This window comes from Bradyrhizobium erythrophlei (assembly GCF_900129425.1).
GTDB classification, from domain to species: domain Bacteria; phylum Pseudomonadota; class Alphaproteobacteria; order Rhizobiales; family Xanthobacteraceae; genus Bradyrhizobium; species Bradyrhizobium erythrophlei_C.
The window spans coordinates 2,506,815-2,532,573 of the sequence record NZ_LT670817.1; the positions used below are offsets into that span (position 1 = coordinate 2,506,815).

21 protein-coding genes are annotated in these 25,759 nt (G+C 61.7%); 12 read left to right on the plus strand and 9 right to left on the minus strand.

Annotated elements, in window-relative coordinates:
- Window positions 1–2: 2 nt before the first annotated feature.
- The 6 genes from B5527_RS11675 (at window position 3) to B5527_RS11700 (ending at window position 7,325) form a co-directional block, all read left to right on the plus strand.
- The gene (locus B5527_RS11675; RefSeq protein WP_079601419.1) at window positions 3–2,327 is read left to right on the plus strand and encodes a xanthine dehydrogenase family protein molybdopterin-binding subunit; all 2,325 of its coding nucleotides are present in this window, start codon (window positions 3–5) and stop codon (window positions 2,325–2,327) included.
- 305 nt (window positions 2,328–2,632) lie between these two features.
- Entirely contained in the window at window positions 2,633–2,869 is a 237-nt protein-coding gene (locus B5527_RS11680) for a hypothetical protein (protein ID WP_079601420.1), read from the plus strand.
- Between the two features lie 447 nt (window positions 2,870–3,316).
- Window positions 3,317–4,294, plus strand: a complete 978-nt coding sequence (locus B5527_RS11685; RefSeq protein ID WP_079601421.1) for an ABC transporter substrate-binding protein — start codon at window positions 3,317–3,319, stop codon at window positions 4,292–4,294.
- Between the two features lie 426 nt (window positions 4,295–4,720).
- Window positions 4,721–5,314, plus strand: a complete 594-nt coding sequence (locus B5527_RS11690; protein WP_154072179.1) for a hypothetical protein — start codon at window positions 4,721–4,723, stop codon at window positions 5,312–5,314.
- 190 nt (window positions 5,315–5,504) lie between these two features.
- A complete protein-coding gene (locus B5527_RS11695) occupies window positions 5,505–6,236 on the plus strand; it encodes a protein-L-isoaspartate(D-aspartate) O-methyltransferase (RefSeq protein ID WP_079601422.1) in 732 nt (243 codons plus the stop codon).
- 250 nt (window positions 6,237–6,486) lie between these two features.
- A protein-coding gene (locus B5527_RS11700) for an IS5 family transposase (protein ID WP_154072160.1) occupies window positions 6,487–7,325 on the plus strand; the annotation gives its coding sequence in 2 pieces (ribosomal slippage) (window positions 6,487–6,874 and window positions 6,874–7,325; 840 coding nt in all).
- A 643-nt stretch (window positions 7,326–7,968) separates the two neighbouring features.
- Here the strand turns inward: B5527_RS11700 and B5527_RS47080 are convergent.
- The 9 genes from B5527_RS47080 to B5527_RS11745 form a co-directional block, all read right to left on the minus strand.
- Entirely contained in the window at window positions 7,969–8,115 is a 147-nt protein-coding gene (locus B5527_RS47080) for a DUF2474 domain-containing protein (protein WP_079601423.1), read from the minus strand.
- The gene (gene cydB / locus B5527_RS11710; protein ID WP_079601424.1) at window positions 8,115–9,122 is read right to left on the minus strand and encodes a cytochrome d ubiquinol oxidase subunit II; all 1,008 of its coding nucleotides are present in this window, start codon (window positions 9,120–9,122) and stop codon (window positions 8,115–8,117) included. Before cydB ends, B5527_RS47080 begins: the two co-directional genes overlap by 1 nt.
- 5 nt (window positions 9,123–9,127) lie before the next feature.
- Window positions 9,128–10,561 (minus strand): cytochrome ubiquinol oxidase subunit I, encoded by a 1,434-nt coding sequence (locus tag B5527_RS11715; protein ID WP_079601425.1) that lies wholly within the window; start codon window positions 10,559–10,561, stop codon window positions 9,128–9,130.
- A gap of 340 nt (window positions 10,562–10,901) precedes the next feature.
- Window positions 10,902–12,545 carry a tetratricopeptide repeat protein gene (locus B5527_RS11720; RefSeq protein WP_079601426.1) on the minus strand — a complete coding sequence of 548 codons (1,644 nt, stop codon included), beginning with the start codon at window positions 12,543–12,545 and terminating at the stop codon, window positions 10,902–10,904.
- Window positions 12,542–13,927 carry an HlyD family type I secretion periplasmic adaptor subunit gene (locus B5527_RS11725; protein WP_079601427.1) on the minus strand — a complete coding sequence of 462 codons (1,386 nt, stop codon included), beginning with the start codon at window positions 13,925–13,927 and terminating at the stop codon, window positions 12,542–12,544. Before B5527_RS11725 ends, B5527_RS11720 begins: the two co-directional genes overlap by 4 nt.
- Entirely contained in the window at window positions 13,911–16,166 is a 2,256-nt protein-coding gene (locus B5527_RS11730) for a peptidase domain-containing ABC transporter (RefSeq protein ID WP_079601428.1), read from the minus strand. The genes B5527_RS11725 and B5527_RS11730 overlap by 17 nt, the downstream gene beginning before the upstream one ends.
- 198 nt (window positions 16,167–16,364) lie before the next feature.
- Window positions 16,365–17,585 (minus strand): TIGR03118 family protein, encoded by a 1,221-nt coding sequence (locus tag B5527_RS11735; protein ID WP_079601429.1) that lies wholly within the window; start codon window positions 17,583–17,585, stop codon window positions 16,365–16,367.
- A gap of 1,472 nt (window positions 17,586–19,057) precedes the next feature.
- Window positions 19,058–19,465 carry a GFA family protein gene (locus tag B5527_RS11740; RefSeq protein WP_079601430.1) on the minus strand — a complete coding sequence of 136 codons (408 nt, stop codon included), beginning with the start codon at window positions 19,463–19,465 and terminating at the stop codon, window positions 19,058–19,060.
- Between the two features lie 33 nt (window positions 19,466–19,498).
- Window positions 19,499–20,422 (minus strand): alpha/beta fold hydrolase, encoded by a 924-nt coding sequence (locus B5527_RS11745; protein WP_079607228.1) that lies wholly within the window; start codon window positions 20,420–20,422, stop codon window positions 19,499–19,501.
- A 169-nt stretch (window positions 20,423–20,591) separates the two neighbouring features.
- Here B5527_RS11745 and B5527_RS11750 point away from each other — a divergent pair, with 169 nt between their 5' ends.
- The 6 genes from B5527_RS11750 to B5527_RS11775 all read left to right on the plus strand — a co-directional run bounded on the left by B5527_RS11750 (window position 20,592) and on the right by B5527_RS11775 (window position 25,746).
- On the plus strand, window positions 20,592–20,978 hold the full coding sequence (locus B5527_RS11750; protein ID WP_079601431.1) for a hypothetical protein: 387 nt from the start codon (window positions 20,592–20,594) through the stop codon (window positions 20,976–20,978).
- Window positions 20,975–22,057: a PHA/PHB synthase family protein gene (locus B5527_RS11755; protein WP_079601432.1), complete on the plus strand. Its 1,083-nt coding sequence runs from the start codon at window positions 20,975–20,977 to the stop codon at window positions 22,055–22,057. Before B5527_RS11750 ends, B5527_RS11755 begins: the two co-directional genes overlap by 4 nt.
- Window positions 22,054–22,653: a GNAT family N-acetyltransferase gene (locus B5527_RS11760; RefSeq protein ID WP_079601433.1), complete on the plus strand. Its 600-nt coding sequence runs from the start codon at window positions 22,054–22,056 to the stop codon at window positions 22,651–22,653. Before B5527_RS11755 ends, B5527_RS11760 begins: the two co-directional genes overlap by 4 nt.
- Window positions 22,654–22,802: 149 nt before the next feature.
- Window positions 22,803–23,279 (plus strand): phasin, encoded by a 477-nt coding sequence (locus B5527_RS11765; RefSeq protein ID WP_079601434.1) that lies wholly within the window; start codon window positions 22,803–22,805, stop codon window positions 23,277–23,279.
- A gap of 217 nt (window positions 23,280–23,496) precedes the next feature.
- The gene (locus B5527_RS11770; protein ID WP_079607229.1) at window positions 23,497–24,783 is read left to right on the plus strand and encodes a DUF445 domain-containing protein; all 1,287 of its coding nucleotides are present in this window, start codon (window positions 23,497–23,499) and stop codon (window positions 24,781–24,783) included.
- 192 nt (window positions 24,784–24,975) lie between these two features.
- On the plus strand, window positions 24,976–25,746 hold the full coding sequence (locus B5527_RS11775; RefSeq protein WP_079601435.1) for an esterase/lipase family protein: 771 nt from the start codon (window positions 24,976–24,978) through the stop codon (window positions 25,744–25,746).
- Window positions 25,747–25,759: the final 13 nt, after the last annotated feature.

Here is a 25,759-nt window from a genome sequence, read left to right on the forward strand (position 1 = left end):
CCATGACAATCAATACGAACCCCAAAAAACTCCGTGGCTTTGAACAGTTCATCAAGGTCAAGGTCGAGAACGTTTCGCGTCGCAGCATCCTGAAGGGCCTCGGCATCGCCGGAGGCTTCGTGCTCGCCGCTCCCGTGATGTCACGCCCCGCCTTCGCCGCGTACGAGACCGGCGCGAGCAAGATGCCGCACGGCACCGTGGTCGACCCTCGTGTTTTCGTGTCGATCGCACCGGATGGCATAGTTACGATCGTCGCACACCGTGCGGAGATGGGAACAGGCGTCAGAACCAGCCTGCCGTTGATCGTAGCCGAAGAGATGGAAGCCGACTGGTCGCGCGTCCGCGTCCAGCAGGCTCCAGGCGACGAAGTCAGATACGGCAACCAGGATACCGACGGATCACGTAGCACACGGCACTATCTGATCCCGATGCGCCAGATCGGCGCCTCGGCTCGCTCGATGCTTGAAGCCGCCGCGGCGAAGCGCTGGGGCGTACCGGCCAGCGAAGTGAAGGCTGCCAATCACGAAGTGGTCCACAATGCGAGTGGACGCCGCATCGGATTCGGCGATTTGGCCGCCGATGCAGCGAAAGAGCCGGTGCCGAGTATCGAAGGCCTGAAGCTGAAGGACCCGAAGGATTTTCGCTATCTCGGCAAAGGCGAGATCAGCATCGTCGACCTGCGCGACATCACCACCGGCACGGCGCATTACGGCTCCGACACGCGCCTGCCCGGCATGAAGTACGCCGTCATCGCGCGGCCTCCGGTCACCGGCGGCAAGCTCGCGTCGTTCGACGCAGCAGAGGCCATGAAGGTTTCCGGCGTCGAAAAGGTCATGGAAGTGAAGGGATGGCCGTGGCCCTCCAAGTTCCAGCCGCTCGGCGGGGTCGCCGTGATTGCTCGCAACACCGGTGCTGCGATCAAGGGCCGCGATGCGCTGAAGGTTGTCTGGGATGACGGACCTAACGGCAAATACGACTCGGTCGCCTATCGGGCCGAACTCGAGGAAGCCGCGCGCAAGCCGGGGCTGATCGTGCGCAAGGAGGGCGACGTCGATGCCGCCTTGAAGGGCGCCGACAAGGTGATCGTGGGTGAATATTACCTGCCGCACCTTGCCCATGTCTCCATGGAGACGCCTGTCGCTGTCGCCGACGTCAAAGGCGACAAGGCCGAAATCTGGGCGCCTGTGCAAAGTGCGGGTGGAACCCGCGAAGACGTCGCGAAGACGCTCGGCATTCCCGAGGAGAATGTGACCGTCAACGTCACGCTGCTCGGCGGCGGATTCGGGCGAAAGTCGAAGTGCGATTTCGCGCTGGAAGCGGCCCTGCTTTCGAAGGAACTCGGTGCGCCGGTCAAGGTGCAATGGACGCGGGACGACGATATTCGCCACGATTTCCTGCACACGGTTTCCGTGGAACGCATCGAGGCCGGACTCGACAAGAACGGCAAGGTAATCGCGTGGCGTCATCGCAGCGTCGCACCGAGCATCGCGTCGACATTTGCGGCGGGTACGGTGCAGCAGGCACCTTTCGAACTCGGCATGGGACTTGTCGACATGCCGTTCGAGATCGCCAATATCCAGTGCGAGAACCCGGAAGCGGCAGCACACACCCGCATCGGCTGGTTCCGCTCAGTGTCGAATATCCCGCATGCCTTCGCCGTGCAGTCCATGGTTGGCGAGCTCGCGCACACCACCAACCGCGATCAGAAGGAAATGTTGTTGGAGCTCATCGGCTCTCCGCGAATCGTTGACCTGTCTTCCGTGAAGGATCTCTGGAACTACGGCGAGCCCTACTCCAGCTATCCGATCGACACAGCGCGGCTGCGGCGTGCCGTCGAGCTGGTCGCTGAGAAGGGCGAATGGGGAAGGTCGGTGTCCAAAGGCCATGGGCTCGGGATTGCCGTCCACCGCAGTTTTGTCAGCTATATCGCGACCATCGTCGAGGTGGCCGTGGACGACAAGGGCAAGTTCACGGTGCCTCGGGTCGACACCGCGATCGACTGCGGGACATATGTGAACCCCGAACGAATCCGGTCCCAGATCGAGGGCGCCGCGATCATGGGAATCAGCCTTGCCAAATATGGCGAGATCACCTTCAAGGACGGCAAGGTACAACAGGGCAACTATGACGACTTCCAGGTGATCCGAATTGACGAGGCTCCCCGTGTGACCAACGTCTACATCGTGCCTCCTGGCCCCGACACGCCGCCAAGCGGCGTCGGCGAGCCCGGCGTGCCGCCCTTCGCCCCGGCATTGGCAAACGCCATCTTTGCCGCGACCGGCAAGCGTATCCGGGTGCTGCCAATCGGCAAGCAACTGGAGACGTAGAGGCATTGCTCGCAGAGACCGTTTCATCGACCTGTCGGTGAAACGGTCGCTGAGATGCGGCCAGATCGGGGAACATGCTGGTCCGCAATAACCAGCATTTGCTCCAAGCCATTGCTCCTCGAATGACGAGCGCGGGCAGCGGGGGCAAAGTTTTCACCGGTTGTGGAGAACCTTCGTTCCGCCGTCCAACGCGAAGCCCTAATTCAGCGCCAGTTCCGGGCTAACTTCGTCACGAACGCGCCGAACGAAAAGCCAAATCATGCATTTAAAGTGTCCCAGTTCGACGCACGAAGGGGGGACACCAAATGCGCCGCGAAAGCAGGCCGACCAACGAAGACGCCGAGACGACAGCCTACACGTTCCATTTTCAACTGGCGAACAAGGGGGGAAGACAAGCTTGCAGCGTCAAGGTGCAGGCACCCAACCGTCACGACGCCACGAAATTCTTCTGGCAAAATTGGCCGATGATCGAGTCCATGGCTCGAGACGATTTAGTCAGCAGATCTGGCGACGACGGGACAATCAAACTGGCGGCGCCTTGACAATAGGGTCCCGCTTAGGGGCTTGGCTTTCCGCGACGAATTTCCGCTGCTGAAGAAACAGCCGACATGAACATTTCATAACATCTGATGTGCAACAATTGGACCATCAGATTCCCGGTCGATCGGGTCGAGGCTCCCTCTTGAACAGAGCCGACCCGGCGCCCGTCGGCAGCCGAGATGTTCGATTGAGAAGGCTCGCGACTTCCGAAATCGGCACGTTTGAGACATGCCGGCGGACCCGAATAACGTCTGCTTGTCGGGTAGACCGGAAGTGGTCGATCCGGAAGTCAGAACGACGCGATTGACCCATCTGCGACATAGGCTGGGTTGAAATCCCGCCGTGCAGCGCTCTCCCGCGCCCCGTGATGTGCTATCGTATGGGTGGGAGCATAGGCGCGGGAACCAATTCCCTCATCCCCTTGGTAAGAAGCCCAAGGAGAAAGCTCCATGTTCGACCTGAGAAGGCGGGAGTTCATCGGGCTGCTCGCCAGCGCGGCGGCGGTGCGGCCGCTCGCGGCCCACGCGCAGCAGCCGCAGATGCCGACCGTCGGCGCATTGGTCATTGGCAATATCAACCCGGAACAGTTTTGGCGGGAGTTTCGGCAGGGGCTGAGCGATCTGGGGTATGTCGAGGGGCAAAACATTCGATTTGAGTTTCGATCGGCTGAAGGACACCTCGACCGGCTTCCCGAATTGGCCGCCGAGCTGGTCCGTCTCAAAGTCGATATAATCGTCACGTGGTTCACACCCGCCGCTCTGGCGGCAAAGCAAGCGACGCTCGAAATCCCGATCGTCATGGCCGAGACCGGAGATCCCGTTGGTACCGGGCTGGTCGCGAGCCTTCCTCGACCGGGCGGAAATGTCACCGGGATAGCTTCCGCGACCGCCGAACTAGCCGGCAAAAGTGTGCAACTGATCCGCGATATGCTGCCACGGGCGCGCCGCGTGACCGCTCTGGCCAATGCAACCGATCCCTTCTCCAAACCTTTCCTCGAACAGATAAGGCTCGGCGGCGAAGCCACCGGAACTACAATCAACCCTGTCAGGATCAGCAGCAGCGAGGAGCTCGAGACCGCCTTCGCATCGATGGAGAAAGACCGGCCCGATGCCGTCATCGTTCAACCCAGCCTGCCGAGCAGACACGCTGCCGAGTTGGCGCTGAAGCATCGTGTACCCGCGGTTTCGGTGCCGCGGTGGTTCGCCGAGGATGAAGGCGGGTTGATGTCCTACTCCGCGAGATATGTCGACCTTTTTCGCAAGGCTGCCGTGTACGTCGACAAAATTCTGAAAGGCGCCCAACCGGCCGACCTGCCGGTCGAACGGCCAACCCATTTCGAATTGACCATCAATATGAAGACCGCCAAGGCGCTCGGAATTGACGTGCCGCCGACGCTGCTCGCCCGCGCCGACGTGGTGATCGAATAGAGATGCTGTTTTCGGCGCCGCATAGTCCGGATGTGGCACGTTTGAGACATGCCGACTGATGCTGCCGATGTCTGTTCTGAGGCCAAGACCGCAAGTGGTCGGCGCATCGGCAAACTGACGCGATCGACCCGAACCGGTCATTGCGTTGGCACTAAAACTCGAAGGGTCTCGGGACCCTCACTCCTTTCGTAGGCACTTGAAGTGGTGTAATCTGAAAAGAGCTGCTCTTGGAAACGGGCCGGGCCGAAGTTCCCGTTTGAACGAACGGGCAGCGATCATGCCGTCGGCAGGCACCGCACTTTCAAATCAACCGACGTTCTTTTTGTTGCCGGTTCCGTGCTCGTTCGCGCGCCAGTCCGCGAATTCGAGTCCGTCGCAGATATCGATGTGGCTCTCTGGTTCTCTCTTAGCTCAGAGGAGGAAGACATGGGTACATTGAAAACAGGCGTCGCCGCCACAGTATCGCTATTCGCAATCTGGGCTCCGGCCAACGCTGAGCATCAGCAGGTGTCGGACGCCGAGTACACCGTCCAAGCCTTGTCGGCCGCGCCTGAAGCTGTCGCAAAGGGAGCAGCAATCGTTCGGGTGGAACACGATGGAACCCTGCGTACCCTTCGCGAAGGAAATAACGGATTCACATGTATGATCATGGCCACAGATAAGATGTGCAACGATCAAAACAGCATGGAGTTCATCGATGCCGTGATGCACCACACGCCGCCGCCAAACAAGGTGGGCATCTCGTTCATGCTGGCGGGTGATGACGGTGCCAGCAATACCGACCCCTATGCTACCGGTAAGACTGCCGACAATCACTGGGTTGTCACTGGGCCTCACATCATGGTCTTCGGTCCTCCCAGCAGGGAGTTGGGGTATTCAGAGGCCGCGGATCCCGATCCAACCAGGCCATACATGATGTGGGCGAATACGCCGTACGAGCACGCGATGGTCCCGATCGGTCCGCCCGGGGCAACGATAGCGGGATCCAAAACGGGAATGACCACGGGGACTGGCAAGTAGCAGCACGCGAAGCAGTTCGCGGTGACTGCTTGGGCCTTGACCGTCGCGCCGAGCGGAGGCCTGCGCGCCCGGACCGCCAGACGCATTGCGGTCATTCACTGGACGCCGTGTTTCGCTTGACGGCTGATCGGTCGAACCCACTCGTTGCGGGGTCGACGCGAATCGTGGACCGATTGGAGCCCGCACGATCATGAAGATCTTGCTGCCGTTCATGCTTTCCATGATTGCCGTCGCGAAGGAAGCGACCGCGCAGGACGCAGAATGCGGCCGCGAACGCGCCGCCATGGTCGAAACCATCCGGGCCTACGTCCGGTCCGACGCCAGTGTTTTGGGACAGCAGGGCCTGTCGGAGAGGGTCCTTGAGGCCATGGGGCAAACGAAACGCCATCTTTTCATCCCCGAGCGATCTTGCTCCATCGCATACGCGGACAGGCCGATTCCGATCGGCCTCGGCCAGACCATATCGCAGCCGTTCATCGTGGCCGTGATGACGCAGTTGGCCGAGGTCGCGCCCGATGGTGTTGTGCTCGAAGTCGGTACGGGTTCGGGCTATCAGGCCGCCATCCTTGCGCACCTAGCGCGAAAGGTCTGCACCATCGAGATTATCCCGGCATTGGCCGCGGCCGCCGCGAAAACACTCAGAGAGCTCGGGTATGACAACGTGAGCGTCAGGCTTGGCGACGGCTATGGTGGCTGGCCCGAATGCGGTCCTTTTGACGCCATCGTCGTAACCGCCGCGCCCGGGCAGCCACCGCCGCCGCTGATTGAACAGCTTAAAGTGGGTGGCCGGCTCGTCATGCCGGTGGGGCCCGCTTACAGCACTCAGCAGCTCACGGTCGTCGAAAAAATCGCCACTGACAAGACGACAACGCGCGCCGTCGCACTCGTGCGCTTTGTGCCCTTTACGCGTTCACACAATTAAAAGCCGGTGACGGTCCCGTTCTTGAGGAGCAGGAATTGGGGGTTCGCCAGGGCGGCGGGATAAAGCGGACATTGTCCGGGATCGCGCCGAGGTCCGAAAATGTCCGGAACCAGACATCAGACCCTCTTTTTTCGCCACGATGGAATGGAACGGCAATGGAAGGTGTCTTAGTGTCTGTCCGGAGAGTTCTTGAATCATATGAATCATCTGTGATTCAAGAGTGGTGGCCTGATTCGAGGAGGGGTCACCGATGTGGACGAGCAAGAATCGCGCCCGATACGACCGCAGCATGTTGCGCTATCCGAGCGATCTGACCGACGACGAATGGAGACTGGTCGAACCGCTGATCCCGCCGGGCAAGACTGGCGGTGGCAAGCGCACGGTGATCATGCGGGAGGTGGTGAACGGCCTCATGTACATTCTCTCGACCGGCTGTCAGTGGCGCGCGATCCCGAAGGACCTGCCGCCGAAAAGCTCGGTCCACGACTACTTCGACCTGTGGACCTATGACGGCACATTGGAACGAATCCACGATGCGCTCTATCAGCAGTGTCGAGAACAAGCCCAGCGGAAAGCCAGTCCGACTGCCGCCATCATCGATAGCCAGAGCGTGAAAAGCGCGGAAAAAGGGGGGCGTTCATTGATCCGCACGGCTACGATGCGGGCAAGAAGATCAAGGGCAAGAAGCGGCACATTCTTGTCGACACAGTAGGTCTCCTGCTCCACGCCGTCGTTCATCCGGCCGACATCCAGGATCGCGATGGCGGCGCTCTCGTCATGACGACATTGTTCGGGATGTTTCCGTTTTTGAAGAAGCTGTTCGTCGATAGCGGATATAAAGGACCGAAATTTGCCAATGCGCTTGCGAAACTTCGACCGCATATCGAGATCGAAATCGTCAAACGTTCCGATCAGGTCAGCAGCTTCGTGGTGTTGCCCAAACGCTGGATCGTCGAGCGCACCATTGCGTGGCTCAACCGCTGCCGCCGCCTGGCCAAGGATTGGGAGTGCCTCAACCGAAAGGCGTTGGCGTTCTTGCGACTCGCCTCAATCCGCTTCATGCTCAGAAAACTCTGCAATCCGGCCTGAAGTCTCCGGACAGACACTTAGAGTACCGTGGCGCAGGATCAATGTTGCGCTGCGATAACAGCGAAAGAAGGGAGGATAACAATGTTGAATGCTAAATTCCTATTCGGCCTCGCTTTGTTTATTCCACTTTTTGGCCTCGCGATGCCAGCGGACGCACAGAAGAGAGACGTTAATGCGATACGTGCTGAATGTTTCAGGCAGGCGAACGCCGCTGCCGCGAGTGCCGGGGTTGGCGCGGCTGCCGGGAACACTGCTGATCGAAACGCTATGGGTTATTCTGCCTACCGCGCTTGCGCGCAGAAGAACGGCATTCGACCCTAAGGAAGCGACGCTCTCTTAATGAAGATCAGCTACCGGAACATACACCACGGAGACCGCCTTCGGGCGGTCTTTTGTTTTCGGGACTGATCGCCCCATTGGACGCGGGGCAGGGTGCGGTGGACGCGACGGCGCGCTTGACGGGCGATGCCAACGCGGACGGCGAAGTCTGGCCGTGCGGCACGTGTCCGCTAAATTTGGCGAGGGCGCCAACGAGACCAGGGTGCTCGGACGTTCTACGTGCTCGCCTATGGCATAAATAGTGACCCAAAGGCCGATGCAACGCCGAGACAGGACGGCAATACACGAGAAGTTATTTTGAACTTCACACCGTCAGCCCGGCGAGATTCATCACCAGTCTGAAAAGGCCCGCGACAACGGCCAGTGCCAGGACACTCGCCGCCCAAATCAGAACAAGCCAGCCGACCCTCCGAAGCCATGTCTGAGCGTCGGCGGATGGGTGCGCCGTCATCAGTGATACCCCTCTCCGACTCTCACCTTTCCGCGGAATACGTAATAGGACATTGCGGTGTAGGCGAGGATGAAGGGGATGACAAAAAGCGCACCGACCAGCGTGAAGCCCATGCTTTCCGGCGGACCGGCCGCGTCCCTGATCGATACGGCCGGTGGAATGATGTTCGGCCACAGGCTGATCGCCAAACCAGTATAGCCCAGGAACAGCAGCAGGAGCGCGAGCAGGAACGGTGACGCGTGCGTCTCGTTCCGAAGCACGCGCATCATGACCCAGGTCGTCGCGACGACAAGCACGGGCACCGGCGAGAAGATGATGATGTTGGGAAATGAAAACCACCGTGTCGCGATGCTCGGATGCGTCAGCGGGGTCCACACGCTCACGATGACGATCGCCGCGACAAGGACGAGCGTCATCGCAGGCGCCAGCGCCTTGAGTCGGTGCTGCAGTTCGCCTTCGGTCTTCATGATGAGCCAGGTGCAGCCGAGCAGGGCATAGGCCACGATGAGGCCGACGCCTGTGAAGAGACTGAATGGACTCAGCCAGTCCAAACTGCCGCCTTCGTAGGAGGCCCCGGTCACCTTGAAGCCGTTGATGAAGGCGCCGAGCACCACGCCTTGCGAGAACGTCGCGATGTAGGAGCCCCAGGCGAAGGCCTTGTCCCAGAACGGCCTGTGCGCCTCGTCCGCCTTGAAGCGGAATTCGAAAGCGACGCCGCGCCAGATCAGGCCCGCCAGCATGAAGAAGATTGGGATGTAGAGCGCGCTCAGCAGCACGGAATAAGCGAGCGGGAAGACTCCCATCAGCGTGGCTCCTCCCAGAACCAGCCAGGTCTCGTTGCCATCCCAGACCGGCGCAACCGTGTTCACCAGGGTGTCGCGATCACCCCGGTCGCGGATGAACGGGAACAGGATGCCGATTCCGAGGTCGAAACCATCCATCACCACATACATCATCAGCGTGAAGCCGATGATCACGGCCCAGATGACGGGAAGATCGATGCCCATCGCCGCTATCTCCTCTTGCTGCCCGGCCACTCGATCGCCGGATCGATGGGATCGGGGACCGCGGATAGAGGACGTGTCGGACGTCCGGTTTGCGGGCTCGGCTCCGGCGAATGCTCGTCGTAGGGCTGCGGGCCTTTCGCTGCCAGCTTGAGCATGTAGCTGATCCCGGTTCCGAAGACGGCCACATACATGACGATGAACACGATCAGCGTTATCGAAAGTTCGAGCGCGGAGTGGTTCGATACCGCGTCCTTCGTCCGCATCACGCCATAGACCACCCAGGGCTGGCGCCCGATCTCCGTGGTCAGCCATCCGACCACGATCGCGATCAGGCCGGCGGGGCCCATCAGTACCGCGAAACGCAGAAAGATCTTCGACTGATACAACTGATTGGACCAGCGTGCCCAGGCGCCCCAAAGTCCGAGCAGCAGCATAAGGAAGCCCAGCCCAACCATGATCCGGAAGGTCCAGAAAACGATCGTCGAGTTCGGACGGTCCTGGGGCGCGAAGTCCTTCAGGCCACGGATCTGGCTGTTCCAGCTATGGGTGAGAACCAGGCTGCCCAAATGAGGAATCTGCACCGCATAACGCGTCGTCTCGGCGTTCATATCGGGCACGCCGAAGAGGATGAGCGGCACGCTCTCACCGGGTTGGTTCTCCCAATGTCCTTCGAGCGCGGCGATTTTTGCAGGCTGATATTTAAGGTCCATGAGGCCGTGTTGGTCACCGATGACGATCTGAATAGGCGCAACGATAAGCAGCATCCACATGGCCATAGAGAACATCGTGCGCACGGCCGGCGTGTCGTGTCGTTTGAGCAGGTGCCACGCCCCGGTTGCCCCGACGAACAGCGCCACGGCGAGATAGGCCGCTACCGTCATGTGCGCGAGGCGGTACGGGAAGGAGGGATTGAAGATCACCTTCAGCCAATCGACGGGTACGACACGGCCACCGACTATTTCGAAGCCTTGCGGTGTCTGCATCCAGCTATTGGAGGCGAGAATCCAAAACGCCGAAATCAGCGTTCCGATCGCTACCATGATGGTGGCGAAGAAATGCAGGCCTGGCCCAACCCTGTTCCATCCGAACAGCGCCACGCCCAGAAATCCGGCTTCAAGGAAGAAGGCGGTCAGCACCTCGTAGCTGAGCAACGGCCCTGTGATGGTTCCTGCGAAGGCCGAATACTGGCTCCAGTTGGTGCCGAACTGGTAGGCCATGACGATGCCTGAAACGACGCCCATGGCGAAGTTGACGGCGAAGATGTGCGACCAGAAATGATAGAGGTCGCGATAGGTGGTGTCTTTCTTCCACAACCACAGGCCTTCCAGTACCACGAGATAGCTCGCAAGGCCGATGGTGGTCGCCGGGAAGATGATGTGCGATGACATCGTGAATGCGAATTGGATCCGGGCGAGGTCGAGTGCGGTCAGGCCGAACATGAATCCTCCCTTTCAGTCCCTCCGGCAGCTGCATCTGGGGCCCGTATTGCTTCGAAGACGAGCGGCGCTGCTCGGACGGAGGCCGCGCTGACGATCGGTTTGCTGCCTGCGGCGGTGACGCTGGTTTGTCTCCGGACTCCGATGCGCGCGTGAGCAATTTCGGGCTGCCAATCAGTATTGCCTCGCCTTCGATATTTTCCCTCTAAATTCGCGTTTAATTTTCTGACAGATGCATCGGCTCGTGAACGACGTTGATTCAAAGTCGGCGCGGCGCCTTACGCGATGTCCGGCCTGAGTCCGGATTGCGCACCAAAGCGGACGTCGCCCGACCATTCCGAGTTCATGGGTTCACGCCCCCAGTAGCGCCCTTGAATTTGATGCTCTCGTTCCTTGGCACATCCTGCCGGTCGCTGTTCAGCGCGCCCAGCGCGGAAATGGCACCGTCGTGCCCCCTCTTGGCGGCTTTCTCGAGCAGCGCCCTGGCCGTGAAAGGATCACACCGGCCGCCGCTACCGTTGACCATCATCTGCGCGAGTGCCACCTCCGCTTCCGCCATTCCCGCTCCGGCCGCCCGTGCGATCCAGGTCCGACCTTCCTTGGCGTCCGTCTGCACGCCGCGCCCCTCCACCAGCATCCGTCCATAGTAATATTGCGCGTTCACGACACCATCCGCGGCTCGGCGCATCCATTGGGCTGCCAGGCGCTCGTCACGTTCCATCCCGACTCCTTCTGCCAGGCAGACGCCAAAGTTGAAAGCCGCGACAAGGTCGCCGGACGCGGCTGCGTGCTCCAGCCACTGGCGCGCCTTCATGAGGTCTTCGGGATGACCGACACCCCTGAGGGAGAGATTGGCAAGGTCCACCCGGGCTTGCGGGTCGCCGGCTTCGGCGGAAATGCGGAGCCAGTGCGCCGCTTCATCCGGATCGCGCGCGACTCCAGCCCCGGTCAGATAGAGCAGGCCGAGCGCCCGGGCCGCTGTCCGGTGACCAGCCTCCGCGGCGCGGCGATACCAAATCGCCGCCTCCGCATGATTTGGGGGGAGTGCCTCACCGCGCCTGGCGTAGAGATCGCCGACCCGCGCCGCCGCTTCAGGATCCCCGGCCATCGCAGCTCGGCGCAACCATGACTCGCCCTCGGTCGGGTTTCGCTCGACTCCCAGCCCCTCGATCAGCGCCAGCCCCCAGCGCGCCTGACCCGCGCGATTACCCTTCGCGGCCGCCTGCCGATAGAGGTCCGCCGCGATCACCTCGCTGCGTTCGACGCCGATGCCGCGTCGGTTCAGGTCACCGAGCAAGTATAACGCGGTCGCCAGCCCTGCCTCCGCCGCGCGACGAAAACATTCCGCGATCTTGCGTTGGCCTGCCTCGTCGTTGACCTGCCGCGCCAGCAACAGGCCGTAACCCAGAGCACCTTGCGCACAATTCTGCTCAGCTGACCGTTCGTACCATTGATGCGCTGCCTCGATGTCGCGCATCGCTTCAGGACCGGAAGCGAGGATAAAGGCAAGAATAGCTTGCCCATCCCCGGAGCCGGCTTCAGCCGCGAGGCGCGCCCATTTCTCCGCCGCAACGAAATCCGGTTCGTGGGCCTCATCGCGCAAGAACAGGCTTTCCACACCGGCTGAAATCTCCCCGCGATCCCCCGACGTGCCGAAGCCCTGCAGATAAAGCACGGCAAGCTGCCACTGGGCTTCGATATGGCCTCGGGTCGCGGCCCGCCTCAGCCAGTGCAGGCCATCGAGGCGGCTGACAGGAACGCCCGAACCTTCGAGATAGCATCGCCCGACCCGGTATTCGCCCTCCGCGATGCCGGCACGCGCGGCGCGGGCGAAAAGCGGAAAGGCCTGTACGCTCTGGCTCCCGTCGGCCAGCCGTAGCGCGTGCCGCAGCGCTGCCGCCGGCGACAGCGCGTCGACCAGCCGACCGAGGAGACCCCTTCGATATTCGTGCCTGCCGCCCGTCCTGCGTTTGCTGGCGCGGCTCATGGCTCCCGCATCGCCTCCGACGCGACCGGCAGGATCCGGCCGAGCAGGTAGGTGAGGACCGTGCGCTTGCCGATCATGATGTCGGCGGTGACGGGCATGCCGGGTGCGATGCGGAACCCGGCCGGCACGGCGTGCAATCGCACGTCGTCGATGGTGATGCGGGAACGATAGAAGGGCTCGGTGCTGTCGGATTTAGCAGGCACAGAGCCCGAACGCGTTTTCAGTTCGTCCTGTCCGGTAAAGCTGTCGGCGCTGACGGTTCGGACCGTTCCGTGCGCCAGGCCGTATTGTGAGAATGGGAACGTGTCGAACTTGACTGCTGCGGGAGCGCCGACCTGCACGAAGCCGCCGTCGCGTCCGACGATATTCGCTTCCACCTCGAGCGGAGCGTTGATTGGGACCAAGGTGATGAACTGGTCTCCAGATTGCAGCACGGAGCCGACCGAAACCTTGGCCACGGTTAAAACGGTTGCGTCGCGGTTGGCGCGCAGCTCTACCAATTGGTGGCGCAATCGCGCTTTGTTGAGTTTTTCGCGCGCATCGGCCAGCTTCTGCATCTGCTCCGAGAGCTTCTGCGACACATCGGCGAGCCAGTTCTGCTCATAGGCGTCACGTTCCGCCTTCAACGCATCGAGGTCGCGGCGTGCGCTCTCCACGGTTGCCGTGGCATTTGCGAGACCACGCGCCGTTTCCAACAGATTGTCGGTCGCGGTCAGCGACAAGAGCATGCTGCCGACCTGATGCCGTTCCAATTCCTTGCGGACCGAGACGATCTGCTCGGCTACCGCCTTGCGCGCCTGATAGGCGTCCGCGTCGGCTTCACCGCGTGCCACAGCCGCCTGCAGGCCGTTGATGCGCTGCTGATAGGTCTCGCGCTTGAAATCGCGCTCCGATTGACGCTGGACGAATATGGATGACTGCAGCGACAGATTTGGATCAGGGCCTGTGGGGGTGAATGGTTGTCCCGTGGCTTCCGCCTGCATCCGCGAGACTTCCGCCTGCAACGTTGAAACCAGCGCTTCTGACGCGCCGACATCCGCCGCCGCGAAGGTCGGATCGAGCCGCGCGAGCACGTCGCCGGTACGCACGCTTTGCGCCTCGGTCACGTCGATCGAACGGACAACCGAGGTTTCGAGCGGTTGCACGACCAGCAAGGGCACCCTGGAGACCACCTTTCCCTGAGCAGTCACAACCCGGTCGATCGGGATCAGCCCCATCGCCATGACGCAAGCGACGAACATGCTGGAGATGATCCAGATCGTGCCGCGCGCCGTGCGGGGAACTGGGGCGGCGGCGAGAGATTGAGATGGCGACTGGAATTCCAGGATCGCCGGAAGCGTCGGATCGTTCGCGCGGTTTGCGCGGCTAACTGGCCTTTGCATGACGCGGCCCTTGATTCCCGAGATGGCGATTCTGTTGGGTCCAGAGTTGCCGGTAGATGCCGCAGCGTTCGAGAAGCAAACGGTGCGGCGCGATGTCGACGGCCTTGCCGTTTTCCAGGACGAGGATCTGGTCACAGTCGATCAAGGACGACAGGCGGTGCGAAACAACGATCATCGTCCTGCCGTGCGCGATGCGAAGCAAATTGGCGTTCAGCACCGCCTCGCTCTCCGGATCGAGCGCGCTCATTGCCTCGTCGAGGATCAGGATGCGCGGATCGGTGATCAGGGCGCGTGCGATCGCCAACCGCTGCCGCTGTCCACCCGAGAGGTTCGGCGAACCTTCTTCGATCAGCGTCTCGTAGCCATTCGGCATGCGCTCGATGAATTCCTCGGCGCCGGCGAGGCGCGCCGCGCGCACGGCATCGTTCAGCGTGAGCCCGGGACGACCCGCGATGATGTTTTCGCAAATCGAGCCGCGGAACAGGAAATTCTCCTGCAGCACCACGCCGAAACTCTGGCGCAGATGCCGTAGATTGATCTCGCGCACGTCGTTGCCATCGATCTTCAGGAAGCCGCTATAGTCCCGGTTGATCCCTTGCAAGAGCCGCGTCAACGTCGACTTTCCGGACCCGCTGCGCCCAACTATGCCCAGCATCGTGCCTGCGGGCACCGCAAAGGTGACGCGTTCGAGCGCGGGAATTTTCGTGCTGCCGTAGGTGAAGCTGACGTCGTCGAAGGCGATCGCGCCGGAGAGTTGCGGACGCAGTCCGCGGGAAAGAGTACCGTATTCCAGCGGACGGTTCAGCACCGACGCGGCCTCGCTGATCGCGGCGCCGACCTCCTCGTAATTCTCGATCAGGCGCGCCAGCCCCGCGAGCGGCTGCGCGACGCGCATGCTGAGCATCATAAAGGCGAACAGCGCCCCGACGGCGTAGCCGGATTTGTCGGTCATCGCGAGATAGGCGCCGACCAGCACAATACCGATCGACATGAATCGCTCGATCGGATTGACGATCGTTTGCGGCCAGTTTGCCAGTTTCCCGAAGGCCAGCCGCGCCTTTCCGGCCTCGGCAACGCGCGTATCCCACAGCATCCGGCGCTGCGGCTCGAGCGCGAGGGATTTCACGGTCTTGATCCCGAAGATAGTCTCGCCCAGTGCCGCGGCCTTTTCGGCCTCGGCAACAATGACTTTGCTGAACACCCGCTGCAACGGACGCAGATAGGCCAACACGACCAGCACGATGAGGGCGGAACAGGCCAGCACCACAAAGGCGAGAGAGGAATTGAGATAGAACAGGAACGGGAGCAGCACGGCCAGCGTCATCATGTCGAGGAACGTGGCCAGCAGCTTTCCCGTCAGGAATTCACGGACTTTGTAGACCTGCGCGATCTTGTGCATCGTCTCCCCGGCCGGGTGGCGCTCGAAATAGTCGAGCGGCAGCCGCAGCAGTCGGTTGAAGACATGCAAGTTCAGCTTCGCATCCAGCCGTGCGCCGACTACCATCACGATCAGCCGGCGGGCGTAGCCAAGGACCGCCTCATAAACAGTCGCGATCGCGAGGATGGTGCCGAGGAGCAGCAGGGTCGAGTAACTATGGTGCGTCAGCACCTTGTCCACCACCGTCATCACTAACAACGGTGGGAAGATCGTCAGGAAGCTCAGCGTTAGCGAAGCAAGCCCGATGTCCCGGAGCGACGGCTTCTCCTGCAACACGAGGCCAGACAGCCAGCTCAGGGTGAACGGCGCGTCCGTCTCCGTTTGCCCGCGCTGGGCACGCAGCAGCACCGCCTCGCCTGACCAGACCCGCTCCAGGCGCAGTTCGTCCACCGCGAGGGTTATCTCGCTGGCCAGCGCGCGGGGATCCCGAAGGAAAACCACATGGCGGTTGGCGTCCGCGCCCACCATCAGGGTCGCGTTCCCATCCTTGAGCAGCAGCACCACCGGCCCGGTGTCGACGAAGTGCATAAGCTGGCGCCAACGCAATCGCATCGCCCGCGCCCACATGCCGGCGCTCTGTGCCCATTCGGAGAGCGAGGCCGCTGAAGGGATGTCTTGCGCACCCGTGGAGACGAGCTCGCCTGGATCCAACTCGATGCCGTGGAACCTGGCCGCGACCATCACCGCCTGCACGCGCGGATGGATCACGTCACCGTTGGTTTGGCGCCCACTGCCGGCATCAGTCGGGAACGTAGGCTGATAGCGCTGCGTCAGCGAACCGAGACGCTGTCCGATCGACATGTCCACGACGGCGTCTCCTCAAAGGAGCATCCGAAAAAAGCATACCTGCCGTTCTGGGCTACGAAATGCGGCGCCGTCATTACCTGTGACGTGTAGCGGGGCGGAGGGCGGCGCGCGTCATCCGCCCTTCCGAAGCCGCAGGTCCGTCGTTTCGCGGTCGAGCCACCCAAAAAGCAGCGGTTCGAAAGTTCTGGAACCTCACCCGTGCATGGAATGCGACCCTGTCATAGGGCCTGTCATCGATCCTGCCACAGGATTTGTCATAGAATCCGACATAGATCCCGTCATAGACCCTGTCATCGAATTCGACCCTGTCATCGACATGGCCGAATTATTGGATTCTGGAATCGCCGCCAAGCTGCCAAAGAGACCGTGCGCCTCGTTCTTCACTCCTGCGGTGAAGTAGATCTTGTTCGGATCGGTGCCGGCATTGCCACTGCCGGGAACAAGCGACCAGAGATCAAAGATGGTGATCGGGGCACCGTTGGCGTCTTCCAACTTGCCCAGGAAATGATCGTTCTTCGGATTGAAGACATTGATGGTGCCGTCGCCGAAATTTCCGACCAGAAGATCGTTGGCGAACTCGCCAAATCCCGGGGGTGCAATCGCAAGCCCCCAGGGAGAATCGAGCACCCCGCCGGACGCCACCCTGTCCAGCATATGGCCTTGCAGGTCGAACTCATCCACGAAGCCGTGGCCGACACCGGGGACGTCATCGTGTTTGGTGGGATCTTGCAGCGCGAACGTGACGAACAGGTGGTTGTCAAGAACCTGCACGTTGAAGGGCGCGTAGCCGGCCGGCACGTTCGGATCGGTAAAGCTATTCACCTGATTGAAGTTCTGGTCGAACACATCGACCGTTCCATTCCGGAAGTTTGCTGCGTATAGGAAAGTGCCATCGTCGGTCTGCGCAATCGTGAGACCCTTGTAGACGGCTCCGGTACCGCCCTGCGAGTTATCGACGGCCAGGACGGAGCTGGCGGGGTTCACGGTCGGATTCCAGCCGGAAATGGTGCCGTCCTCGGTTGCGAAAATGAAGACCGAGGATCCCGTAACGCCACCGCTGGTGACGTTGAACCCGCTTCCGGCAATATTGAACACGTCTCCGGTAGGGCTGGCCGGCGAGGTCTGCCCAGGGGGCGTCGCGATCGTGATTGCGGGAAACCCACCGACCTTCACCAGGGTTCCGTCACCGTTATAGACCGTCGTCACGCCCGCGCCGTTGTCCGACACCCAGAAAGGACTGGTCGCGCTGTGAGTTAAGCCCCAGGGATTGATGAGATTTGGATCGATTGTCACTGCAGGAACAACGAAGCCATCCGAGACCAGATTGGTTTGCGCAAACGATGTCTCTTCCTCGACCTTATGGTCAATGCGGCGGTGATCGTCGTCTTGAATTGATGACAAGTTTGAATCCATCGCAACCTCCTGCGATTTGTGGATGTTTCAATCCCGCTCGGCGCCATTGGAATCGCGCCTGCCCGCGGCGTGGCATCGTCTCCTCGTATTCAAACGTGACCCTCGTTTTCGAAGAGAATGCAACATCGGCTTTTGGTATCGGGCGCGTGCAATCGGCACTAACGTCTCTATTTGATGAAGACTGTGCAGCGACCACTTTATGAGAGATCGTTTAATCTTCTATGCCCGCAAAACATTGAAGGAGGCATGTTGCCAGAAATCAAGTGAGAGGTACTGCCATATCGGCACGAAGCCGCGACCCTGATCAATCCCTGTGCTGGCGCTCTCGGCGCGACCTTCTGCTGGATCTCAATCGCTACCGCTCTACCGGAGCGCAGATCCTAGGCGGGTTGGGGGCGAAGCCGTAACCCGCCACTTCTATCCAAGAGCGCGTCATGCGAAACGATCGCGGCGATGATGAACGGAAGCCGGTGATTTGCCCGACGTGCCAGATTTTTCTCTTCCGTCGAACCGGCGGACGACCCCGCGCAAAAAAAACACGCGCCCGACGGGCTAGATTTGGTGTGGTCGGGGGCTGTCCAGCCCCATGTGCAAAAATATTCTGATTTTCAGAAGACCCAAATCAACCTATATCCATCGCCATCCTGTTCCACTCAGAGGGGCGTTTCGCGAACGTCACGGACGCGGGGCGGGGGGCGGTGGACGCGACGGCGCGCTTGACGGGCGATGCCAACGCGGACGGCGAAGACGTGTGGTCCTGACACCCCGACGCTGGTGTCAAGTCGGTAGAGGCAACTCCGCCGGCGACGGTGGCAAGAAAGCCGATCACCGGGGAGAGCGCGGTATAAGCCGTAAACCATTGCGCGGGGAATGCCGGATGATTCCGGTGACTCGCTGTGAATACTCGTGTGCATACTTGTTACCAATAGCGCACACGAGGCTGCGGGTGCATCGGGCGCCCGGCATTCCCTGCGCCCTCTGATTGGAGAGGGCGGAACGAGCAGGCCAACCCTCGCGCAAAACATGCGGCGAGAATGCGAGGCTGTGTCTGCAAACACCAACCGTCGTCCCCGCGAAAGCGGGACCCAGTATTCCAGAGACGCCAGTGATTGAATCGATAAGCCGCGGCGTACTGGATCCGCTTTCGCGGGGACGACAAGTTTTTGTGGGCGCCGTGCGCCACACTCATTCGTCGTCCCGGCGAACGCCGGGACCCATACGCCGCGGCCCATCGATGAAGCGCTGCTGTGAGATACCTTCTGCCACAATAGACTACCGGGATTATGGGTCCCGGCGTTCGCCGGGACGACAGCTGGGGTTACCTGTACGGCGTCGGCAATCCATCCACTTCGCGAGATTCTTTTCAAGAGATGGATACGCGGGTCAAGCCCGCGTATGACGACCGAATTTGTTGAGCCCGGGTGCGCCGGGACCATTTAATTCGCCGGGACGACGAAATGTTTTTCCTTGCGCTACCTTTTCGGCAGCCGCTCGAAGGCCGGCATTCCCTCGGGGATCTGATGGAACGGCTGCCTGTCGATGGTGTAGATCGCCATCTGCGGGCCGCCGAACAGCGTGGGATCGTCGAGCGTGCCGACTTTCAGGACCACGGCGGGCAAACCCGGCGGCCGCGTCATCAGATGGGTGCCGCACTCGGCGCAGAATTCCCGCGTCACCGCGCGTTCCAGATCGCTGCGGGTAAACTGCCTGGGCGATCCCTTGGTGTAACGGACGCCGTCGATCGGCATCAGAACAAACAGGTTCGGCGCGCCGCCGGAGATATATTGGCATTCGCGGCAATGGCATTGCGCCTTCATCATCGGCTCGCCCTCGGCCACGTAACGCACCTCGCCGCAATAGCACCCGCCTTCCAGTTTCATGGCACTCTCCCGCTGTTGGCGTTCTGGTTCGAACTAATGCATCGCTTTCGCCGATGCCGCATGGGCATGCTTGTCGATCGCATCGATCACTTGCGGCCACATCGGGATCGGCAGCGCGTGGCCCATGCCTTCGATCATCAGCAATTTCGCGCCCGGGATCGAGGCCGCGGTGTCCTTGCCGCCTTCGGGGCGTACCAGCGGATCGACGGTGCCGTGAATCACCAGCGTCGGCGCCTTGACCGCGGCCAGCCGCTGCTTGCGGCTCCCCGAGGCGAGGATCGCCCGAAGCTGGCGTCCGACCCCGGCCGGGTTAAGGCCGCGCTCAAAGGTGCGCTCAGCGCGGGCGCGGTCGAGCGCTTCGTCTTCCGGAAAACTGCCGACGCGCAACACCTTCCAGGTCTGCGCGAAACGGGCAAAGTATTCTTCCTTGGTGGCGGGGGGCGGGGCCATCAGCACGGCGGTGGCTTCGCGGCTCGGCGACGGCACTTTTGGATTGCCCGTGGTCGACATGATCGAGGTCAGCGAGCGCACCCGCTGCGGAAACGAGATCGCGATTTCCTGGGCGATCATGCCGCCCATCGACGCGCCCACAATGTGGGCCGATTTGATGCCGAGCGCATCCATCAGGCCGATCACGTCCTTCGCCATGTCGCTCAGTTTGTAGGGCGCGGCGATCGGGATCTTCAGGAATCGCAGCTTGAGCAATTCAAGCGGGGTCAGGCGCTTGCCGCCGGTCAGCTTGCTGGACTTGCCGATGTCGCGATTGTCGAAGCGGATGACGCGAAACCCGCGCGCCGCGAGCTGCCGGCAGAAATCGTCGTCCCAATGGATCATCTGAGCGCCCAGCCCCATGATCATCAGCATCGGCTCGGCATCGGCGTCGCCGAAGATCTCGTAACAGAGTTCTATGCCGTTGGCGCGGGCGATCCGTTCGGGTTGGTGGAATGCTGCATTCACCTTGGCTGTTCCCTGAAGATGGTATTGCGATGCGGAGTCTATGACACGATTTTTCGCGCCGCAGAAGGCTTTCCCGGCTGGCAAATCGGCCAGGCGATGTTGACCGGCCTGGCGCAACAGTATGGTATGATCAAAAGAGACGGCTTCATCGTCGATCCGGAGGGCGCCCATGGCAGACAAGAGCAACGATCCGGCCGCGATGTGGCAGAACATGATCGGCGAGATGGAGAAGGGATTCAACGCCTTCGCCAATCAGGCGATGGCGTCGCCGGAAGTCAGCAAGGTCGTCAATCAGGTCGGCGGGATCAGCGCGGGTGCGCAGAAGCAGCTCGGCGAGTTCATGGAAAAATATCTCGTCGGCATGAACCTGCCGAGCCGGGCGCAGATGGTCGCCATGGCCGAGCGGCTGCAGTCGATCGAAGGGCAGCTGAACGAAATCAAGGCGCTGCTGCATCAGGTCCATCACAATTCAACCGCGCCCGACGGCGGACCTCCGGCTGCGCCGAAGCCGCCGCGCACCAGGCGTCCGCCGCCCGCGGGCGGAGAGCAAAAATGAGCGCCGCTGCGGGCCTCGACCTGGCGTCGATCCCGGAGCGAATCCAGTCCGAGGTGCAGCGCGCGATCCAGCGCAGCATCAAGGGCGTCGAATATATCGCCTCATCGGGCCCGTCGCTGGGCTCGACGCCAAAGGACATCCTGCACGTCCGCGGCACCATGAACCTGTATCACTACCGGCCGGTATCGGACGAGATCTACCGGGTGCCGATCCTGATCGTGATGGCGACCACCAACCGCGGCTACATCCTCGATCTGGTGCCCGGCCAGAGCTTCATCGAGTTTCTCCTGAAGCGCGGCTACGACGTCTACATGCTGGACTGGACCGCGCCGCGGCCGGAAGAGAAAAGCTTGCGGATGGAGGACTACGTCCTCGACTTCATCCCGGATTGCGTCCGCCATGTGCAGCGCGATTCCGGCGAAACCGACGTCACTGTCATCGGCTATTGTTTCGGCGGCGTGCTGTCGCTGCTCTACGGCTCGATCTTCGCCGGCGGGCCGATGAAAAACCTGATCTGCTTTACCACGCCGGTCGATTTCCGCGAGATGAAGCTGTTCCAGAATTTCTCGGACCGGCGCTATTTCGACGTCGACCGGCTGATCGACAGTGTCGGCAACGTTCCGCCCGAGATGATCCTTTCGTCATTCGAGATGCTGCGGCCGGCCTCGCGCGCCGCGAGCCAGGTGGCGCTGTGGGAAAACATCTGGAACGACGAATACGTCAAGTCCTACCGCATGTTCGACCGCTGGGCCACCGACACCCTGCCGCTGGCCGGCGAGTATTTCCGCACCATCACCAAGGACCTGATGTGGGACAACAAGCTCTACAACGGCGTGATGTCGGTCGGCGGGCGGCCCGCGGATATATCCAAGATCACGGTGCCGATCCTGCACGCGGTTGCCGAGCACGATCACATCGTTCCCTATGACGCCGCCAAGCCGCTGATTGAAAAGATCGGTTCGACCGACAAGGAAGAGGTGATGCTGAAGGGCGGGCATGTCAGCCTTGTCGCCGGCGCCAACGCCGTCAAGCGGCTGTGGCCGAAACTCGATTCATGGCTGGGTGAGAGATCGATATGAGCAGCACTGACACACGCAGCTATCCGCTCCGCGTCGCCACCGAGTTGGGCGAGATCGAGCTTCGGATGATGGGACCGGCCGACGAGGCGGCGGTGCTCGCATTCGCGCAACAGCTCCCGGTGCACGATCTGTTGTTCCTGCCGCGCAACATCAGCGAGCCCAAGGTGCTCGCCGCCTGGGTCAAGGATATCGAGCGGGGTTCGATCACGAGCCTGCTGGCGGTGAAATCGGGCAGGGTGGTCGGATGCGGAACGATCGTGCGCGATCCCTTGTCGTGGTCGCCGCATGTCGGTGAAATCCGCAACGTCGTCTCGCCGGACGTGCGCGGCCGGGGGGTGGGCCGGGCGCTGTCGCAGGAAACCTTTGCCCTCGCCTTGAGCATGGGACTGGAAAAATTGCTCGCTCAGATGACGGTCGACCAGACCGGCGCGATCGCGATTTTCGAAGGCCTCGGATTCAAGGCCGAAGCGCTGCTGCGCGACCACGTCAGGGATAAGGCCGGCAAAAAGCACGATATCGTCGTGCTCGGGCACAATGTGGCGCAGGTCCGGGCCCAGATGGAAGCCTACGGTTTGCCCGGGGCCGTGCAGCCCTGAGCCGGTGCCTCGGTATCAGTCACGAATTCGTGATATCGCGCTGCAACATGGATGTTGCGGCGCATCATTAACTATGGCATAACACCTTTGCCCCGGGCCAATCCGGACGGGGTGAGCCCATAGCTCAAATCTGAGGATGGAGAAACCCAATGACCACCGAGACCAATTCCGTAGTTGATACCGTCAAGGAAGTTTTCGCGCCCGTCACCGACGCGCTGAAGAACCTCCAGAATCTGGAAGTTCCCGAGGCCGCCCGTGAGTTCGTGAAGAAGAGTGCCTCTACCGCCAAGGAGCGCGCTGCCGACCTGCATGCCGGTTCGGAGAAGGTGACCGCCGCGATCGAAACCGCCGTTGCCGGTTCCGTCACCGAGGCCGCCAAGATCAGCCGCAACATCCAGCAGGCGATCTATCAGGACGCCGAAGCCCTCTTCGCAGGCATCGACAGGCTGGCTTCCGCCAAGTCGCTCAACGAAGCGGTGCAGATCCAGTCCGATATGGTCCGCGCGCGCGGCGAAGTGTTCATGTCGCGGGCGAAGTCCACCACCGAATATCTCGGCAAGCTCGTCGCCGACGGTGCGAAGAACGCCCAGGACAACTTCTCCAAGGTCTACACCAAGACCGCCTGATAGCGATCTACTGACAGTCAATCCTTCCAGGGCCCGCTTCGAGCGGGCCTTCTTTTTGGGAGAAAACGTCGACTGCGGCATTGCGCGCCGCTGTCATTCCGGACGAGGCGAAGCGGCGATCCGGAATCTCGAGATTCCGGGTTCGTGCTTTGCACGCCATGACGGCGATGGGCACGTCGCGCTATGCTTGAAACAGATCAACGCCCTGAAGGCCGCCATGCCTGTCCCCCGCACATTCACGTTCGACGCGCCCGGCGATGCCGTGCGCGCGGCAGAACTGCGCCGGGTCAAGGCGCTGGCGACGCTGGTACTGGCGGGCACGCTGGTGCTGTTCGTGGTGGCGAAGCTGTTGCTGCCCGTGCATCCCATCTTCGGCTTTGTCGCGGCGTTCGCGGAAGCCGCGACCATCGGCGGCCTCGCCGACTGGTACGCCGTGGTGGCACTGTTCCGCAGGCCTTTGGGATTGCCGATCCCGCACACCGCGATCATCCAGAGCAATCAGCACCGCATCGCCGACAAGCTCGGCGAATTCATCGAGGTGCATTTCCTCGAAGCGGCACCCGTGGAAGCCAAGCTGCGCCAGATCGACTTCGCCTCCTTCATCGCCGACTGGCTGCGCGACCGCAAGCGCAGCACCGATCTCGCCCGCTTCACGCTGCGCCTGTTGCCGGAGGCGGTCACCGCGACGGAGAGTTCGGGCCTGATGAACTTCATCACCCGCCGGATCACCAGCCAGTTGCAGGCCATCAATCTCGCGCCGCTCGCCGCGGGGACGCTGCGCGCCTTCGTAGAGGAGCACCGGCACCAGGGGCTGCTCGACGACATCCTGCGCGCGGTTCATGAAACGCTCACAAATGCCGAAACCATGGCCATGATCCGCGAGAAGATCCGCGCCGAGCTGCCGACGCTGCTAAAACTCTATCGCGCCGACAAATTCCTGGTGAACAAGATGGTCGCCTCCGCGACCACGTTCTTCGAAGAGGTCCGCAACGATCCGAAGCATCCGTTCCGCGGCGAGTTCGATCGCATGGTGTTGTCGTTCGTGGACCGGCTCGGCAGCGACCCCAGCTATGCCGGCCGCATCGACGGATTGAAGCGCGACCTGCTGGCGCGTCCCGAACTCGGCGATCTCGCGCGAAACGCCTGGGCGAACGCGCGGTCGTTCATCGAACGCAGCGCCAGCGGCGAGAGCCAGGTGCTGCAGCATCATCTGGCCGGCATGTTCATGGCCGCCGGCGAGGCGCTGGCGGGCGATTCCGAACTGCGGGCCGAGATCAATCAGGGCCTCGTTGCCGTGCTCCGGAGTTTCATCGCCGACCAGAAGAGCGGCGTCTCCAGCTTCATCTCCGATCAGGTCAAGGCCTGGGACATGGGGCAATTGCTTTCGCTGATCGAAATCAATATCGGCCGGGATCTGCAGTATATCCGCTTCAACGGCTCGCTGATCGGCGGCCTGGCTGGCTTGGGGCTTTACACGGCCGAATTCGTGCTGCGGTGGCTGTGACTTTTACATCACTTGGCTTCATTAAGTACGCGGACCTATTGTCCGATCCGATGCCAGCCGCTTGAATAAGGGAATCAGCGCCCTCACTTGATCAAGAGGTTGTTGCGTTGCGGAACGATTGCCCGGGTTTGGCGTCTTTAAATTGATCCATTCGGCGGCTCGTTCGAGGCCGGCCCTGAAGAGGAAACACCAATGTCCGCCACCGCCGAAACGCTGCGCCCGCCCTCCAGAACCCTGATGTTTCTGGAGGGGCGAGCGCTCCACGAATTTGGCGCGTTTCTCGGCGCCTTGCCGCTGCTCAGCCTGGCCCCGAAAGGCGACGGCCACCCGGTGCTGGTATTGCCCGGGCTGGTCGCGTCGGACACCTCAACGCGGCCGCTGCGCCATTTCCTGAAGAACCGCGGCTATGCCGTCAGCGGCTGGCGCCAGGGCCGCAATCTCGGCCTGCGCGGAGGCGCGCAGCACGCGATGGTCGATCTGGTGCAGGAATTGAACGACGCGCATGGGCGCAAGATCAGTCTGGTCGGATGGAGCCTCGGCGGCCTCTACGCGCGCCAGCTCGCGAAAATGATGCCGGATCGGGTGCGCTCGGTGATCACGCTAGGCAGTCCGTTTGCAGGCGATCCCAAGGCGACCAATGCCTGGCGCGTCTATGAGATGGCCAGCGGCCGCCGCGCCGACGAAGAGAACGGGCGGTTCGGCGGGTCGCTTTCGGAAACACCGCCGGTGCCGACCACCGCGATCTTCAGCCGCACCGACGGCATCTGCGCCTGGCAGGGCTGCGTGGAAAAGCCGTCCGCCCGGTCCGAGAATATCGAGGTCGAAAGCAGCCATTGCGGCATGGGCCATCATCCCGCCGTGGTCTACGCCGTGGCCGATCGTCTGGCGCAGCCGGAAGGCGAATGGACGCCGTTCGATCGCAGCGGCTGGCGCAGCATCGTCTACCCCGATCCGAGCAGGTAAGCGCCCGCCCTTC

What these genes read in the sequence shown, in the direction of transcription:
- B5527_RS11685 (WP_079601421.1), top strand. Translation starts at nt 3,317, where the DNA reads ATGTTCGACCTGAGAAGGCGGGAGTTCATCGGGCTGCTCGCCAGCGCG.
- B5527_RS11675 (WP_079601419.1), top strand. Translation starts at nt 3, where the DNA reads ATGACAATCAATACGAACCCCAAAAAACTCCGTGGCTTTGAACAGTTC.
- B5527_RS11730 (WP_079601428.1), bottom strand. Translation starts at nt 16,166, where the DNA reads ATGTCGATCGGACAGCGTCTCGGTTCGCTGACGCAGCGCTATCAGCCT.
- B5527_RS11740 (WP_079601430.1), bottom strand. Translation starts at nt 19,465, where the DNA reads ATGAAACTGGAAGGCGGGTGCTATTGCGGCGAGGTGCGTTACGTGGCC.
- B5527_RS11765 (WP_079601434.1), top strand. Translation starts at nt 22,803, where the DNA reads ATGACCACCGAGACCAATTCCGTAGTTGATACCGTCAAGGAAGTTTTC.
- B5527_RS11720 (WP_079601426.1), bottom strand. Translation starts at nt 12,545, where the DNA reads ATGAGCCGCGCCAGCAAACGCAGGACGGGCGGCAGGCACGAATATCGA.
- B5527_RS11680 (WP_079601420.1), top strand. Translation starts at nt 2,633, where the DNA reads ATGCGCCGCGAAAGCAGGCCGACCAACGAAGACGCCGAGACGACAGCC.
- B5527_RS11725 (WP_079601427.1), bottom strand. Translation starts at nt 13,927, where the DNA reads ATGCAAAGGCCAGTTAGCCGCGCAAACCGCGCGAACGATCCGACGCTT.
- B5527_RS11770 (WP_079607229.1), top strand. Translation starts at nt 23,497, where the DNA reads ATGCCTGTCCCCCGCACATTCACGTTCGACGCGCCCGGCGATGCCGTG.
- B5527_RS11695 (WP_079601422.1), top strand. Translation starts at nt 5,505, where the DNA reads ATGAAGATCTTGCTGCCGTTCATGCTTTCCATGATTGCCGTCGCGAAG.
- B5527_RS11715 (WP_079601425.1), bottom strand. Translation starts at nt 10,561, where the DNA reads ATGTTCGGCCTGACCGCACTCGACCTCGCCCGGATCCAATTCGCATTC.
- B5527_RS11760 (WP_079601433.1), top strand. Translation starts at nt 22,054, where the DNA reads ATGAGCAGCACTGACACACGCAGCTATCCGCTCCGCGTCGCCACCGAG.
- cydB (WP_079601424.1), bottom strand. Translation starts at nt 9,122, where the DNA reads ATGGGCATCGATCTTCCCGTCATCTGGGCCGTGATCATCGGCTTCACG.
- B5527_RS47080 (WP_079601423.1), bottom strand. Translation starts at nt 8,115, where the DNA reads ATGACGGCGCACCCATCCGCCGACGCTCAGACATGGCTTCGGAGGGTC.
- B5527_RS11735 (WP_079601429.1), bottom strand. Translation starts at nt 17,585, where the DNA reads ATGGATTCAAACTTGTCATCAATTCAAGACGACGATCACCGCCGCATT.
- B5527_RS11690 (WP_154072179.1), top strand. Translation starts at nt 4,721, where the DNA reads ATGGGTACATTGAAAACAGGCGTCGCCGCCACAGTATCGCTATTCGCA.
- B5527_RS11775 (WP_079601435.1), top strand. Translation starts at nt 24,976, where the DNA reads ATGTCCGCCACCGCCGAAACGCTGCGCCCGCCCTCCAGAACCCTGATG.
- B5527_RS11755 (WP_079601432.1), top strand. Translation starts at nt 20,975, where the DNA reads ATGAGCGCCGCTGCGGGCCTCGACCTGGCGTCGATCCCGGAGCGAATC.
- B5527_RS11750 (WP_079601431.1), top strand. Translation starts at nt 20,592, where the DNA reads ATGGCAGACAAGAGCAACGATCCGGCCGCGATGTGGCAGAACATGATC.